Annotated in this window: 14 protein-coding genes; 13 read left to right on the top strand and 1 reads right to left on the bottom strand. The window is 34.8% G+C overall.

What is annotated here, in order from left to right; translation table 11 throughout:
* Positions 1-6: 6 nt before the first annotated feature.
* The 7 genes from B5488_RS00305 to B5488_RS00335 all read left to right on the top strand — a co-directional run bounded on the left by B5488_RS00305 (position 7) and on the right by B5488_RS00335 (position 6,571).
* Entirely contained in the window at positions 7-1,401 is a 1,395-nt protein-coding gene (locus B5488_RS00305) for a UDP-glucose 6-dehydrogenase (RefSeq protein ID WP_079733465.1), read from the top strand.
* 15 nt (positions 1,402-1,416) lie between these two features.
* The gene (locus B5488_RS00310; protein WP_079733466.1) at positions 1,417-2,361 is read left to right on the top strand and encodes a UDP-glucuronic acid decarboxylase family protein; all 945 of its coding nucleotides are present in this window, start codon (positions 1,417-1,419) and stop codon (positions 2,359-2,361) included.
* 120 nt (positions 2,362-2,481) lie between these two features.
* Positions 2,482-3,276 carry a 3'(2'),5'-bisphosphate nucleotidase CysQ gene (cysQ, locus tag B5488_RS00315; protein ID WP_079733467.1) on the top strand — a complete coding sequence of 265 codons (795 nt, stop codon included), beginning with the start codon at positions 2,482-2,484 and terminating at the stop codon, positions 3,274-3,276.
* The gene (locus B5488_RS00320; RefSeq protein WP_456114821.1) at positions 3,269-3,724 is read left to right on the top strand and encodes a DUF2061 domain-containing protein; all 456 of its coding nucleotides are present in this window, start codon (positions 3,269-3,271) and stop codon (positions 3,722-3,724) included. The genes cysQ and B5488_RS00320 overlap by 8 nt, the downstream gene beginning before the upstream one ends.
* The gene (gene cysC / locus B5488_RS00325; protein ID WP_197686283.1) at positions 3,717-4,325 is read left to right on the top strand and encodes an adenylyl-sulfate kinase; all 609 of its coding nucleotides are present in this window, start codon (positions 3,717-3,719) and stop codon (positions 4,323-4,325) included. Before B5488_RS00320 ends, cysC begins: the two co-directional genes overlap by 8 nt.
* Positions 4,325-5,230, top strand: a complete 906-nt coding sequence (gene cysD / locus B5488_RS00330; protein ID WP_079733469.1) for a sulfate adenylyltransferase subunit CysD — start codon at positions 4,325-4,327, stop codon at positions 5,228-5,230. Before cysC ends, cysD begins: the two co-directional genes overlap by 1 nt.
* Positions 5,231-5,314: 84 nt before the next feature.
* Positions 5,315-6,571, top strand: a complete 1,257-nt coding sequence (locus tag B5488_RS00335) for a sulfate adenylyltransferase subunit 1 (protein WP_079733470.1) — start codon at positions 5,315-5,317, stop codon at positions 6,569-6,571.
* Between the two features lie 757 nt (positions 6,572-7,328).
* Here the strand turns inward: B5488_RS00335 and B5488_RS00345 are convergent.
* A complete protein-coding gene (locus B5488_RS00345; RefSeq protein WP_079733472.1) occupies positions 7,329-8,300 on the bottom strand; it encodes a sulfotransferase family protein in 972 nt (323 codons plus the stop codon).
* A gap of 182 nt (positions 8,301-8,482) precedes the next feature.
* Between B5488_RS00345 and pseB the strand changes: the two genes are divergently transcribed.
* From pseB to B5488_RS00375, 6 genes are read left to right on the top strand one after another with little or no spacing between them, the layout of a single operon-like run.
* On the top strand, positions 8,483-9,499 hold the full coding sequence (gene pseB, locus B5488_RS00350; protein WP_079733473.1) for a UDP-N-acetylglucosamine 4,6-dehydratase (inverting): 1,017 nt from the start codon (positions 8,483-8,485) through the stop codon (positions 9,497-9,499).
* A 3-nt stretch (positions 9,500-9,502) separates the two neighbouring features.
* Positions 9,503-10,720 carry a UDP-4-amino-4,6-dideoxy-N-acetyl-beta-L-altrosamine transaminase gene (gene pseC / locus B5488_RS00355; RefSeq protein WP_079733474.1) on the top strand — a complete coding sequence of 406 codons (1,218 nt, stop codon included), beginning with the start codon at positions 9,503-9,505 and terminating at the stop codon, positions 10,718-10,720.
* Positions 10,686-11,540 (top strand): aldo/keto reductase, encoded by an 855-nt coding sequence (locus B5488_RS00360; protein WP_146128764.1) that lies wholly within the window; start codon positions 10,686-10,688, stop codon positions 11,538-11,540. The genes pseC and B5488_RS00360 overlap by 35 nt, the downstream gene beginning before the upstream one ends.
* A complete protein-coding gene (locus B5488_RS00365) occupies positions 11,525-12,421 on the top strand; it encodes a Gfo/Idh/MocA family protein (protein WP_079733476.1) in 897 nt (298 codons plus the stop codon). The genes B5488_RS00360 and B5488_RS00365 overlap by 16 nt, the downstream gene beginning before the upstream one ends.
* Positions 12,418-13,176 (top strand): SDR family oxidoreductase, encoded by a 759-nt coding sequence (locus tag B5488_RS00370; protein ID WP_079733477.1) that lies wholly within the window; start codon positions 12,418-12,420, stop codon positions 13,174-13,176. The genes B5488_RS00365 and B5488_RS00370 overlap by 4 nt, the downstream gene beginning before the upstream one ends.
* Complete coding sequence (locus B5488_RS00375) at positions 13,161-13,874, top strand: acylneuraminate cytidylyltransferase family protein (RefSeq protein ID WP_079733478.1); 714 nt, start codon at positions 13,161-13,163, stop codon at positions 13,872-13,874. Before B5488_RS00370 ends, B5488_RS00375 begins: the two co-directional genes overlap by 16 nt.

A 13,874-nucleotide genomic window follows, 5' to 3' on the forward strand; every position in this document is an offset into this window, starting at 1 on the left:
TAAAATATGAAAATAAAAAACATCTGTTGCATAGGAGCTGGATACGTAGGTGGACCTACAATGGCCGTGATCGCTCAAAAGTGCCCTGAAATAAACGTAACCGTAGTAGATATAAATGAGGAAAGAATAAAAGCCTGGAATGATGAGGATGTAGAAAATATTCCAATTTATGAACCCGGCTTATCGGCAGTGGTTAAAGAAGCTCGTGGTAGAAATTTATTTTTTTCTACCGATGTTGATGCAGCGATAGACAAAGCTGATATGATCTTTATTTCAGTAAACACTCCTACCAAAACCTACGGAATTGGAAAGGGAATGGCAGCCGATTTAAAATTCATTGAACTTTGTGCAAGACAAATTGCGAGGGTTTCCAAAGATGATAAAATTGTAGTTGAGAAATCTACCTTGCCGGTTCGTACCGCAGAAGCTTTAAAAAATATACTTGATAATACCGGAAACGGGGTAAATTATCAAATCCTCTCTAATCCTGAATTTCTTGCCGAAGGAACTGCGGTTGATGACCTTATGAATCCAGATAGAGTGCTAATAGGTGGAGATATTGATACCACCAAAGGAAAAGAAGCTGTAGAAGCTTTAGTTGATGTTTATGCACATTGGGTGCCACGTGAACGATTGCTGACTACCAATGTTTGGTCTTCGGAATTATCGAAATTAACGGCTAATGCTTTTTTAGCACAAAGGGTTTCCAGTATAAACGCAATGAGTGAATTGTGTGAGAAAACCGGGGCAGATGTGAATGAAGTATCTAAAGCTGTAGGAATGGATTCCAGGATTGGATCGAAATTTCTAAAGTCTTCTGTAGGTTTTGGAGGCTCTTGCTTTCAAAAGGATATTTTAAATTTAGTGTATATCTCAAAATCTTTTGGATTAAATGAAGTGGCCGATTATTGGGAGCAAGTGATCCTGATGAACGATCATCAAAAAAGAAGATTTGCTGCAAAAATCGTACAGACCTTATTTAATACGGTTTCAGGAAAGAAGATTGCTTTATTAGGATGGGCTTTTAAAAAAGATACCAACGATACCCGGGAATCGGCTGCAATCTATGTTGCTGATTACTTATTAAATGAACAGGCAGAAATTGTGATTTATGACCCAAAGGTAAAAACCGAACAAATATACGCCGATTTAGATTACTTAAACAGTCGTTCTTCAGAAGAGAACCGCGCCAGGCTTAAGGTGGTAAACACGCCTTACGAAGCTACAAATGATTCACATGCTGTAGCGGTATTAACCGAGTGGGATGAATTTAAAGAACTGGATTGGCAAAAGGTATATAATGAAATGCTAAAACCCGCTTTCTTATTTGATGGCAGGAGATTGCTGAAAAGAAAGACTAAAGAAGAGATTGGATTTGAGTTTTATGCGATAGGCTCTTAATTATAAAATAAATAAATGAAAAGAATTTTGATTACTGGTGGAGCAGGATTTTTGGGAAGTCATTTATCCGAAAGACTGCTAAATGAAGGGAATGAAGTATTATGCGTAGATAATTTCTATACAGGCTCAAGAAAAAACCTTCATCATTTATTAGATGATAAAAATTTTGAACTATTAAGACACGATGTGACTCATCCATTATTTGTTGAGGTAGATCAAATATATAATTTAGCTTGTCCTGCAAGTCCTATTCATTATCAATTTGATCCGGTACAGACTACAAAAACCAGTGTTCTAGGAGCAATCAATATGCTTGGTTTAGCCAAAAGGTTAAAAATTCCAATACTACAGGCTAGTACTAGTGAAGTGTATGGTGACCCAGAAGTTCATCCACAACCAGAAAGCTATAGGGGCAATGTAAATCCTATTGGAACTCGAGCTTGTTATGATGAAGGTAAGAGATGTGCTGAAACTTTATTTTTTGATTACTATAGGCAACACGGGCTTGAAATTAAAGTAATGCGTATTTTCAATACCTATGGTCCCAATATGAATCCTGAAGATGGTAGGGTAGTAAGTAATTTTATAATGCAGGCATTAAAGGGAGAAGATATTACTATTTATGGAGATGGAACTCAAACCCGTAGTTTTTGTTATGTGAGTGACTTAATAAATGGGATGATTAGATTAATGAATTCTGAAAAAGGATTTACTGGTCCTGTAAATATTGGAAATCCTAAAGAATTTACCATGTTAGAACTTGCTGAAAAAATAATTCAAATTACCGGAAGTAAAAGTAAGCTTATTTTTCAGAAATTACCTGAGGATGATCCTCTTCAAAGACAGCCGATTATAGAATTAGCTAAAAATAAATTAGGTTGGGAGCCAGAAATTGAATTACAAGAAGGACTAAGAACTACTATTGAATATTTTCGAAATTTAAAAAGCCATCATAACTGAAGATTATTTGTTAAGAAAGCATAGTATATAGAAAAAACACTAAAATGAATATTTTTATTACAGGTTTGGTTAGGTTTTATTGGTTTTAAATGTTGTTTGTCTTTACAGTAAAATGAAAAAATGAAGGGAATATATAAAACAGCTATCAAGGCAGGGATCGAAGCCGGAAAAGAGATTATGAATATTTATGAAACTGAAGATTTTCAGGTTGAGTCCAAGAATGATGATTCCCCACTTACCATTGCTGATAAAAGGGCTAATAATATTATAAATAAATATCTAGTTCCAACTGGTATTCCAATTATTAGTGAAGAAAATAAGCAACTTGATTTTTTAGAAAGAAAAGCCTGGAATAAATGCTGGATAGTAGATCCATTGGATGGAACTAAAGAATTTATTAAGAGGAATGGAGAGTTTACAGTGAATATAGCTTTAGTTGAAAACCAGAAAACCATCTTCGGAGTAATCTATGTTCCTGCTAATAGGGAATTGTTCTATGGAGATGTCTTAGAAGGTAAGTCATTTAAAGGAGTTCTTCAGGAGGATAATAATTTCTCTGAAAACTTTATGAAAGAAATCAAACCATCTAATGGAAGTGATAAGATTAAAGTAGTTGGTAGCCGGTCACATATGAGCCAGGAAACATTAGATTATATAGAAAAGCTTAAGAATAAGTATAATAAGGAGGTAGAAATAGTTTCAAAAGGAAGTTCCTTAAAATTTTGTCTGGTAGCTGAAGGGAAAGCAGATGTTTATCCCAGGTTCGCACCCACGATGGAATGGGATACGGCAGCAGGACAGGCTATTTGCAATGCCGTTGGTTTAAATGTAATTGATAAGAGTACTTCCGAAGAATTAAAATATAATCAGGAGAATTTATTAAATAATTATTTCCTCGTTTCTAATCTTGGGTAAATCTTATAAAAGACATATAGCCAAGAGTATTACCTGGAGGATTATAGGTACAACAGATACAATTCTGCTGGCCTGGCTAATTTCAGGGGATCCCTTAACAGGGCTTCAAATTGGTTTTGCAGAGGTAATTACTAAGATGATTTTATACTATTTCCACGAAAGAATATGGTTTAAAATTAGGGTCGGAATAACGCAAAACGGGGATAGCAAGAAAAGACATATTGCCAAAACAGTTACCTGGAGAATAGTAGGTACCATTGATACAATGATCCTGGCCTGGCTAATTTCTGGAGATCCGATGGTTGGTTTACAGGTAGGAGGAGCCGAAGTAGTAACTAAAATGATTTTGTATTATTTTCACGAAAGGGGCTGGTATAGGATAGATTACGGTCTGAAAAAGCGTAGAGAAAGAAAAAGAGAGTTACAGGAACAAACTGCTAATGAATAATAATATGGAGAACATTATTCCACATGATTTTCATATCGGGAAGACCGATAGAAACAAATTAAATGGTCATAATTCTTTTGTGGTTTGGTTTACCGGCCTTTCCGGCTCGGGAAAATCGACTATAGCCAACCAGGTGGAAAATGAATTATTTAAAAAAGGAATCAAAACTTTTTCACTGGATGGAGATAACATCCGGAAGGGACTAAACAATAATCTTGGTTTTAGTGCTGCCGATCGCCAGGAAAACCTTAGAAGAATTGCTGAAATTTCGAAGCTTTTTGTGGAATCGGGATCGCTAGTAATAGCTTCCTTTATTTCGCCTTTAGAAAAGGATAGGGAAATGATAAAAGAAATTATCGGAAAAGATGATTTTATCGAAGTTTTTATTAAGACCTCTTTGGAGGAGTGTGAGCGCAGGGATATAAAAGGACTTTACAAAAAAGCAAGAGCCGGGGAAATAAAAAATTTCACTGGAATTGATGCACCTTATGAAAATCCTATAAATCCTGATTTAGAAGTCGAAACTGAAAAGGAAAACTTGGAAGACGCAATAAAAAGAATAGTTTTACGACTAGAAGATAAACTGGAAATAAGAGTATAATGAGTAAATATTATTTAAATTATTTAGACGAATTAGAATCTGAAGCAATATTTATATTGCGAGAAGTTTGGGCGCAGTTTGAAAATCCGGTAATCCTATTTTCAGGAGGGAAAGATTCTATTTTGATTACCCATTTGGCAAAAAAAGCATTTTATCCCAGTAAAATTCCTTTTGCACTAATGCATGTAGATACTGGGCATAATTTTCCAGAGACTATCGAGTTTCGAAACCATTTAGTCGAAAAGCTAGGCGTTAAACTTATTGTTGGTTCTGTTCAGGATTCAATAGATCAAGGACGCGTAGCAGAAGAAAAAGGAAAAAGTGCTACCAGAAATGCACTTCAAATTACTACACTCTTAGACGCGATTGAAAAGCATAAAGTAGATTGTGCAATTGGAGGCGGAAGACGGGATGAAGAAAAGGCTCGTGCTAAAGAACGTTTTTTTAGTCATCGTGATGATTTTGGGCAATGGGATCCAAAAAACCAGAGGCCAGAACTATGGAATCTGTTAAACGGAAAGCACTTTGAAGGCGAGCATTTCAGGGCTTTTCCAATTAGTAACTGGACCGAAATGGATGTATGGAACTATATTAAACGGGAAAATATTAGCATTCCTTCCTTGTACTTTGCTCACGAAAGAGAAGTGGTTTTCCGCAGTAATTCCTGGATCCCTGTTTCAGAATACCTAAAACTTGAAGAAGGTGAAAATATAGAGAAAAAGAAAATTAGGTTTAGAACATTAGGCGATATCACCATTACCGGCGGAATAGAATCTGATGCAGATACTCTTGAGAAAATCGTACTGGAAGTTTCTGCAATGCGTAAAACCGAAAGGGGAGATCGCTCAGATGATAAACGTTCAGAAACAGCAATGGAGGATCGTAAAAAACAAGGATATTTCTAGGAAACGTCACCCTGAACTTTTTTCATGGTCTATCATGTGAATACTGAAACAAGTTCTATATGACGTTCAAAAACAAAATTCAATATGGAGATAAATAACAATCAACTACTAAGATTTACCACAGCAGGCTCCGTAGACGACGGAAAAAGTACTTTAATAGGAAGGCTTTTATTCGATTCGAAGTCTATTTTTGAAGATCAACTTGATTCAATAACGGCAACAAGTGCTAAAAAAGGACATGATGGGGTAGATCTGGCTCTTTTTACTGACGGGCTTAAGGATGAAAGAGAGCAGGGAATAACCATAGATGTTGCCTACCGTTATTTTACCACGCCCAAACGTAAATTTATTATAGCCGATACCCCGGGGCATATTCAATACACCCGTAATATGGTAACCGGGGCTTCTACAGCAAATGCGGCAGTTATTCTGATTGATGCCAGGCACGGGGTAATTGAGCAAACCAAAAGACATTCCTTTATTGCTTCTTTATTAAATATCCCTCATTTAGTGGTATGTATTAATAAAATGGATTTGGTAGATTATTCTGAAGAAGTATATAATAAAATTGTCACTCAGTTTGAGGAATTTGCGTCAAAACTCTTGATGAAAGATGTTAGGTTTATTCCAATTAGCGCTTTATTAGGTGATAACGTGGTGAACCGATCTAAAAATATGGACTGGTACCAGGAAGGAACTTTATTAAGTACTTTAGAAAATCTTCATATAAGTAGCGATATTAATAAGATAGATGCTCGATTTCCGGTACAAACGGTATTACGACCTCAAAGCGACGATTTTAGAGATTATCGCGGTTATGCTGGAAGAATAGCAAGCGGTATATATAGGGTAGGAGACGAGGTGGCTGTATTGCCTTCAGGCTTTCAATCGAAAATTAAATCGATCAATGCCGGAGAACAGCAAGTAGAAGAAGCTTATGCCCCGATGAGTATATCAATGACCCTTGAAGATGATATTGATGTAAGCAGGGGAAATATGATCGTTAAAAAGAACAATCAACCTGAACAAGAACAGGAATTTGATGTGATGTTATGTTGGTTAAATAATGAGGCTATAAAACCGCGTGCTAAATATACAATCATGCATACCTCTAATGAAGAGCGGGCAATGATAAAGCAAGTAGTTTATAAAATGGATATTAACACTTTCGAAAGAAATAGTGAAGATTTCAATTTAGAAATGAACGATATCGCCAGGGTGAAAATTAGAACTACCAGAAGGTTAATGCTGGATCCTTATCGGGATAACCGCAATACGGGTAGCATTATTTTAATAGATGAAAACACGAACGAAACCGTTGCGGCAGGGATGATTGTTTAAAGGTAAAATTATGGATAATCAGGTTTTATCAATCATTGCCTATGACAGAAGTGGAACCACTTTTCTGGGAAAACTTTTAAACGGTTATGATGGATCATTTTTCCTAGGAGAGTTTGAGAGCTAAATCAAATTTATTAATAGATTTATCTAAAGGCTTTAATCAAATAAAACAATTCAATGAGTTATATGGTTCTAATCAATTAGTTATTCATTTAATCCGAAATCCTAAAGGAGTCATTTTTTCAAGAATGAAAACGAGAAAAAGAAGAGTAGCAAAGGATCCCTATAATACTCCCCCCAAAAAGGAATATAACTAAACATACTAATCTTTCTCTTATATGATTCTTTTGAATAGTGTTTGGAAAACATTTGGCTTGAGCATTTCAAGAATGAAAAAAGAAAGTCGTTACTGTGCCTATTATGATAATCTTGAAAAATTATATATCGAAATTATCTTGGCTTTCTTATCTAGGAATACGATATTAGGCAAAGACTTAGTGAAATCTAATCTCGATAATATGTTATTTGGCAATATTAACAGAATTAAACCAGTTAGCTAACCCATTTACTTAGATAATCAGTGGAGAGCGGCTGAATTTCTTTCAGAAATTAATGGCTGATACAATTACATTTCCTGTCAGGTTTTTTTAGAAATATAATTTCAAGAATGTTTAAAATTGCTTAAATGCCCCCGAGGCTTGTCTGGAAATCAAAAAAATATATTTAATGCCTCGTGGGCTTGTCCCGAGGTAGTTTTTTACTTATCAAACCATCTTTTCATTATGTTTAAGCCTGTTAGTTCGTCGATGCCATTTAATTCCCGATAAAAGAATTTATCTAAATATTCTTTAGTCGATGGGTTGATTCTAGGAGCTTTTTTATTTATTTTAGGATTAATTCTATTAAAAAATTTTTCAAAGACCTTTTCTGTTATTAACTGTTTACTTTTAGACTGGCTCTTGTTAATATATCTAGGACTTAAATTTCCAATAATTTTATTTTTATGCAATTGCAGCCTAGGAAATCTTGGTAATTTAGCTTTATTAGCATGCATATCAAATATTTCGTCTGGAAACTGAGCGTAGTCTAAATTAAGAAAGATTGATAAATCTTTTATGACGCATTTAGGGTTTTTGATTAAATCCTCGAATAAAATAACTTTAATTTGATCTTCAGGGAATAGAGAATAATAATATTCCAGTTGTGTTTTGTATAAACTACGGTAAAGAACACTATAGGGGTTGAATTTTAAAGTATCTTCGAAACTCCACATTGCTGAATCCCGTCTAAGCATGTGGTAATATTGGGAATATGCCCGTAAGGTAGGTTGTCTTAAAAGAAATATTAATTTTATCTTCTTGTTCTGCCTGGATATTCTATCCGCGGCAATTTCAGATGCTAAATATGAGGTAGAATCCTCTCCTTTTAACATTGTTTTTTGATCTTCATATAGGTTTTGGTACCATTTCCAGGCTTTTTTCAATTCGTTCCCTTGAATTGTATCACTCCATTTTTGATTTTTAGGATTGAAGGAATGAAAATTTGGATGTTGGAGGATATTGTCTGTATCAAAAAAACGAATCTCTTTCTCTGGAATAAAAACATTTGGATGCCCAGCAAGTATTTGATGAAGCGTGGTTGTTCCTGATTTCATTGATCCTCCAATAATAAAATCAGGAATAGAGTTAATATCATTAGCAATCCAATTTTCATCAAGATTATATGTCATTATAAAGTATTATTTAATTCTTAACTTTAAATGGATAAATTTAAAAAAACTAAATTATTATTTTGGTTTTTTAGAAATATTTAAGATTGTAAAATAATAAATTGCCTATCTATCTTATATCTTTGCCAACTTGACTAAAATTATAATTCATAGTATTTCATCATTCATTGAAACAGCAAGATATGCAGAATTTAGAAGATAAATCAATTTTAATTACCGGTGGAACCGGCTCGCTTGGAAAAGCTTTAACCTCGCATATACTAAAGAATTTCCCTAAAGTGAGAAAGCTCGTTATATTCTCCCGGGATGAACAAAAGCAATTTGAGATGGCGCAGGATTATCCCGCCTCTCAATTTCCTCAAATTCGTTTTTTTATAGGAGATGTGAGGGATGAAGCTAGGGTGAAAAGAGCCTTAAAGGGAATTGATTATGTGATTCATGCTGCAGCCATGAAACACGTGCCAATAGCGGAATACAACCCTATGGAATGTGTAAAAACAAACATTATGGGTGCCGAAAACATTATAAATGCCTGTCTTGAAACAAGTGTAGAACGTGTCGTAGCACTTTCAACAGATAAAGCTGCTGCGCCTATTAATTTATACGGCGCTACCAAATTAGCTTCGGATAAATTATTTGTAGCTGCTAATAATATTACCGGTTGGAATCCAATCAAATTTTCTGTAGTGCGTTATGGGAATGTTATGGGCTCAAATGGTTCTGTAATTCCATTTTTTCTAAAAAAGAAAAAAGAAGGAGTATTACCTATAACAGATCCAACTATGACTCGATTTAATATCTCCCTTCAGGGAGGTGTAGATATGGTGATGCACGCTTTGGAAAACGCCTGGGGAGGTGAAATTTTCGTGCCTAAAATTCCTTCATATAAAATTATGGATATCGCAGAGGCTATTGGTCCTGATTGTAAAAAACCTGTGGTAGGAATTAGGCCGGGAGAGAAAATTCACGAAGAAATGATTACCGATTCAGATTCTTATTATACTTATGATCTAGGAAAATATTACACTATTTTACCAGCTACCCATAAATGGAAATTAGAAGATTTTATCCAGAAATTTAATGCTAAGAAAGTGGCTTCTGGTTTTCAATATAATTCCGGGAAAAACGAAGAGTGGGAATCTATAGAGGATCTCAGAAATTTAATCAAAGAACATGTGGATCCAAATTTTGAAGTATAGTTTATGAATAACCCAATTCCATACGGTCGTCAAAATATTACCGAAGAGGACATTCAGACAGTAGTTGAAACCCTAAAGTCAGACTATCTAACCCAGGGACCTCGTATCGCAGAATTTGAAGAAGCTTTTGCAAATTATGTAGGAAGCAACTATGCAGTTGCAGTATCAAACGGTACCGCTGCTTTGCATCTTTGTGCAATGGCATTAAACGTTCAGGAAGGCGATAAGGTAATTACCACTCCAATTACTTTTGCCGCCTCAGCCAATTGTGTACGCTATTGTGGAGGGGAAATAGTTTTTTTAGATATAAATCCTGAAACTTACCTTCTTGATATAAAAAAAGTTAGGGAGCTTTTAGAGGCTTCTCCCAATGGAACTTATAAAGGTATTATTCCCGTAGATTTTTCGGGAAGAGCAGTAGACCTGGAGGCGTTTAGGAAACTTGCAGATGAATATGATCTATGGATTATAGAAGACTCCTGCCATGCACCCGGAGGTTTTTTTAATGATTCTAAAAATCAAAAGCAATTTTGCGGGAATGGTAACTTTGCCGATCTCGCTATTTATTCTTTTCACCCGGTAAAGCACATTGCCAGCGGTGAAGGAGGAATGATCACCACCAATGATGAGAAGCTATATGAGAAACTACTTCAGTTAAGAACTCATGGTATTGTAAAGGATGAAAATAAATATAAAAATACCCCGGCCTTTGCTTCTGGTCTTAGTGATACTCAATTCTCAATACTCGATTCTCAAGACTATCCTGAATGGTATATGGAAATGCAAGATTTAGGGTATAACTACCGATTAACAGATTTTCAGGCGGCATTGGGAACCAGTCAGCTAAAAAGGGCAGATGAGGGGATAGAGAAACGTCGGGCCTTAGCTGCGAAATATCAGGAAGCTTTTGAAAATAAAGATTTTATAAAAGGACAATCCGGAGTAATTGAAGGGCACGCTTATCATTTATATATTCTTGAGGTTGAGAATAGGCTAGGACTTTATAACTATTTGAGAGAACATAAAATTTTCGCGCAAATTCATTATATACCATGTCATTTAATGCCCTATTACCGTGATTTGGGATGGCAGGAAGGTGATTTGCCCTTAGCAGAACAGTATTACAAAAATTGTATAAGCTTACCAATGTTTCCTACTCTAAACGAGGCTGAACAGGAATTTGTAATTGAGAAGATTAATTCATTTTATGAAGATCAGTGAAAAACTAGGTTTAGGAACGGTCCAGTTTGGTCTCCCTTATGGGATATCTAATAATGCCGGCCAAACTGCGTCAAATGAAGTTGGAAAAATACTTGAAACTGCTAAAGCTTATAAGGTAGAAGTTCTAGATTCGGCAAGTGCCTACGGAAATTCTGAGAATGTCCTTGGCCAAAACGACCTGTCTTCTTTTAAAATGATTTCTAAGTTTATGCCACCTCATAATGAATCAATCTCAATTCAACTTGACAATAGCCTAAAAATTTTAGGCCTTAATTCTTTATATGGGTATTTGGCTCATCGTCCCGGTGAGATTTTAAAGGATCTTGGACAATGGGAAGAGTTGCAAAAGTTTAAAGAAAAGGGTAAAGTTCAAAAAATTGGTTTTTCACTTAACCAACCGGAAGAATTAGCACAACTATTGGATAAAAAATTTTTTCCTGATTTGGTTCAGGTACCTTTTAATTATTTTGACAGAAGATTTGAAACGGCTGTAAAAGAACTTAAAAATAAAGGTTGTGAGATTCATACGAGATCAGCTTTTTTGCAAGGTTTATTTTTTATGGATCCGCAGCAGCTAGATGATTTTTTTAATGAAGTGAAACCCATAATTACTAATCTACAGGATGAGAAACCATTAAACGGAGCACTTTTAAAATTTGTACTAGAAAAATCATATATAGATAAAGTAATTATCGGAGTAGAAAATGAAAGTCAACTGGTGCAAAATATAGAAAGTTTAGAAATAGCTTCATCTTTGCCAGAGCTAAAAAATAAAATAAGTGAAAACCTTTTAATTCCTTCTCTATGGCCAAAAAATTAAAAATTGGAGTAATGGGTATGAGTGAAGGGAATGGACACCCTTATTCCTGGAGTGCTATCTTTAATGGTTATAACAAAATACCAATGCAGGATTGCCCTTTCCCTGCGATCCCTGATTATTTATCTCAACAAAACTTTCCTAGAGATGGTTTAAGTGAATTGGGAACTGTAACTCATATATGGACTCAGGATATAACGATTTCTAAACATATTGCTGCTGCTTCTAAAATCGAAAATATTGTTGAAAAACCAGAGGAATTAATCGGGAAGGTTGATGCTGTACTTTTAGCTCGTGACGATGCAGAAAATCATTTCAAAATGGCACTCCCTTTTATAAAAGCCGGTCTTCCTGTTTTTATTGATAAACCATTGGCTTTATCGGTGGAAGAAGCTGAAGAAATATTAAAAGAACAGCAATATGAAAATCAGATTTTTTCTTGTTCTTCCATTCGTTTTGCCGAGGAATTAAATTTAACGAAGCTTGAAAAGGAAGAGATAGGGAAAATAGTGCATATTGAAGCAGCTATACCTAAAAAGTGGGATACTTATGCTATTCATCTTATTGAACCCATTGTAGCCCGCATTCCATATAGAGGGAAATTATTGGAAGTTAAAAATATGCATACTGATGCAGTGGCTAATTGTATGGTTAAGTGGGAGAATGTTTCTGCTTATCTTAAAGTAACTGGAAATGTGCCAGTCCCAGTAAACCTGAAATTTTATGGGGAAAAGGGTTCTGTAGAAAAACAATTTAAAGATTCTTTCACATGTTTTAAAAAATCCCTTCATAGGTTTGTAAATGTGATACATGGCAAAGAGAAAAATATTAATAGGGAAGAAACATTAGAAATAATTAAAATCCTGGAAGAAGGAAGAAGATGAAAAATATTTTAATCACAGGAGGTAGCGGAAAAGTAGGATTTCAGCTGGTAAAACACTTTTTAAAAAAGGAATTTACAGTTATTACTACTACAACAAATAAGGAACGTTTTTTTAATAATAAGCAAAAGGAATTAGATGATTATAATCTTAACGCTTTAAAAGTGATTGAGGTTGATTTTAATACAGAAGATGCAGTAAATATTATAATAGAATATTTAAAAGGCAAAAATATTTTACTAACTGATATAATCCATAACGCACGTTCATTAAATTTTCTAAAAATGGAAGAGGATAAAACAATATCCAGTGAAAATTTTTCAGGAGAATTTTATATGGATGTAGTTTTTCCATATCAGCTATCCATGGCTGTTAAAAATCAAATGGCTCATAAGTTAGAGAATATTGTTTTTATCTCATCTATGTATGGGGTGGTGGCACCTACACCGGCGCTTTATGATGATTTCGAAAATTCCTCTGCCATTCATTATGGAGTTTCCAAAGCAGCTCAAATTCACCTTACCAAGGAGCTTGCGGTACGTTTGGCTCCTGAAATTAGAGTTAATTGTGTAAGTTTTGGAGGTGTAAAAGGTAGAACTGACAAGAATTTTGAGAATAGATATAAAAACCTTACTCCACAACAGAGAATGCTTGAGGAAGAAGACGTGATAGGTCCTGTTGATTTTTTAATTTCAAAAAGCTCTAAAGATATGACTGGTCAAAATTTAAAAGTTGATGGAGGATGGACAATTTGGTAAATAAAAAAATAATTGCTGTTATCCCTGCAAGAGGTGGCTCTAAAAGGATTCCAAAAAAAAATATAGTCAATCTTAATGGTAAGCCAATGATAGCCTGGACTATAGAAGCAGCGTTGAAATCAAAATATATTGATGAAGTTTTAGTGAGCACCGACGATGAAGAAATAGCGGAGATAGGAAAAGATTATGGTGCCAAGGTTCCTTTTTTAAGAAATGCTAATGCAGATGACCATTCTCCCATAAGTTTGGCAACTGTTAGAGCACTTAAACAGTGGGAAGAAAGTGGTCTGGAAAAACAGGAAGTAGTAGTGCAATTAATGGCTAATTGTCCGTTAAGAGATAGTAACGACATCGATGAGGCTATTGAAAATTTCTTTCAAAAGAATTTAGATTTTCAAATTAGTTGTTTCAAATATGGTTGGATGAATCCCTGGTGGGCTCATAAATTGGATAATAGCGGAAAAGCTACTCCGGTCTTTGAGGAAAAGGAGAGAATGAAAAGATCGCAGGATCAGCCAGATCTATATTGTCCTACTGGCGCTATCTGGATAGCAAAAAAAGATGAGCTTTTTAAAACAGAAACGTTCTATGGAGTGAACTATTCATTTTTTCCTGTTCACTGGATCAAAGCTATAGATATCGATGAATATGAGGATTTAGAAATGGCGAAATATTTTATTCGAAATCCTCAGAATTAA

This window comes from Salegentibacter salegens (genome assembly GCF_900142975.1).
In the GTDB taxonomy this organism is placed as follows: Bacteria; Bacteroidota; Bacteroidia; order Flavobacteriales; family Flavobacteriaceae; genus Salegentibacter; species Salegentibacter salegens.

Bases quoted from the DNA above. Each gene is read 5' to 3' on its own strand.
- B5488_RS00305 (WP_079733465.1), top strand. From the start codon at position 7: ATGAAAATAAAAAACATCTGTTGCATAGGAGCTGGATACGTAGGTGGA.
- B5488_RS00310 (WP_079733466.1), top strand. From the start codon at position 1,417: ATGAAAAGAATTTTGATTACTGGTGGAGCAGGATTTTTGGGAAGTCAT.
- cysQ (WP_079733467.1), top strand. From the start codon at position 2,482: ATGAAGGGAATATATAAAACAGCTATCAAGGCAGGGATCGAAGCCGGA.
- cysC (WP_197686283.1), top strand. From the start codon at position 3,717: ATGAATAATAATATGGAGAACATTATTCCACATGATTTTCATATCGGG.
- cysD (WP_079733469.1), top strand. From the start codon at position 4,325: ATGAGTAAATATTATTTAAATTATTTAGACGAATTAGAATCTGAAGCA.
- B5488_RS00335 (WP_079733470.1), top strand. From the start codon at position 5,315: ATGGAGATAAATAACAATCAACTACTAAGATTTACCACAGCAGGCTCC.
- B5488_RS00345 (WP_079733472.1), bottom strand. From the start codon at position 8,300: ATGACATATAATCTTGATGAAAATTGGATTGCTAATGATATTAACTCT.
- pseB (WP_079733473.1), top strand. From the start codon at position 8,483: ATGCAGAATTTAGAAGATAAATCAATTTTAATTACCGGTGGAACCGGC.
- pseC (WP_079733474.1), top strand. From the start codon at position 9,503: ATGAATAACCCAATTCCATACGGTCGTCAAAATATTACCGAAGAGGAC.
- B5488_RS00365 (WP_079733476.1), top strand. From the start codon at position 11,525: ATGGCCAAAAAATTAAAAATTGGAGTAATGGGTATGAGTGAAGGGAAT.
- B5488_RS00370 (WP_079733477.1), top strand. From the start codon at position 12,418: ATGAAAAATATTTTAATCACAGGAGGTAGCGGAAAAGTAGGATTTCAG.
- B5488_RS00375 (WP_079733478.1), top strand. From the start codon at position 13,161: ATGGACAATTTGGTAAATAAAAAAATAATTGCTGTTATCCCTGCAAGA.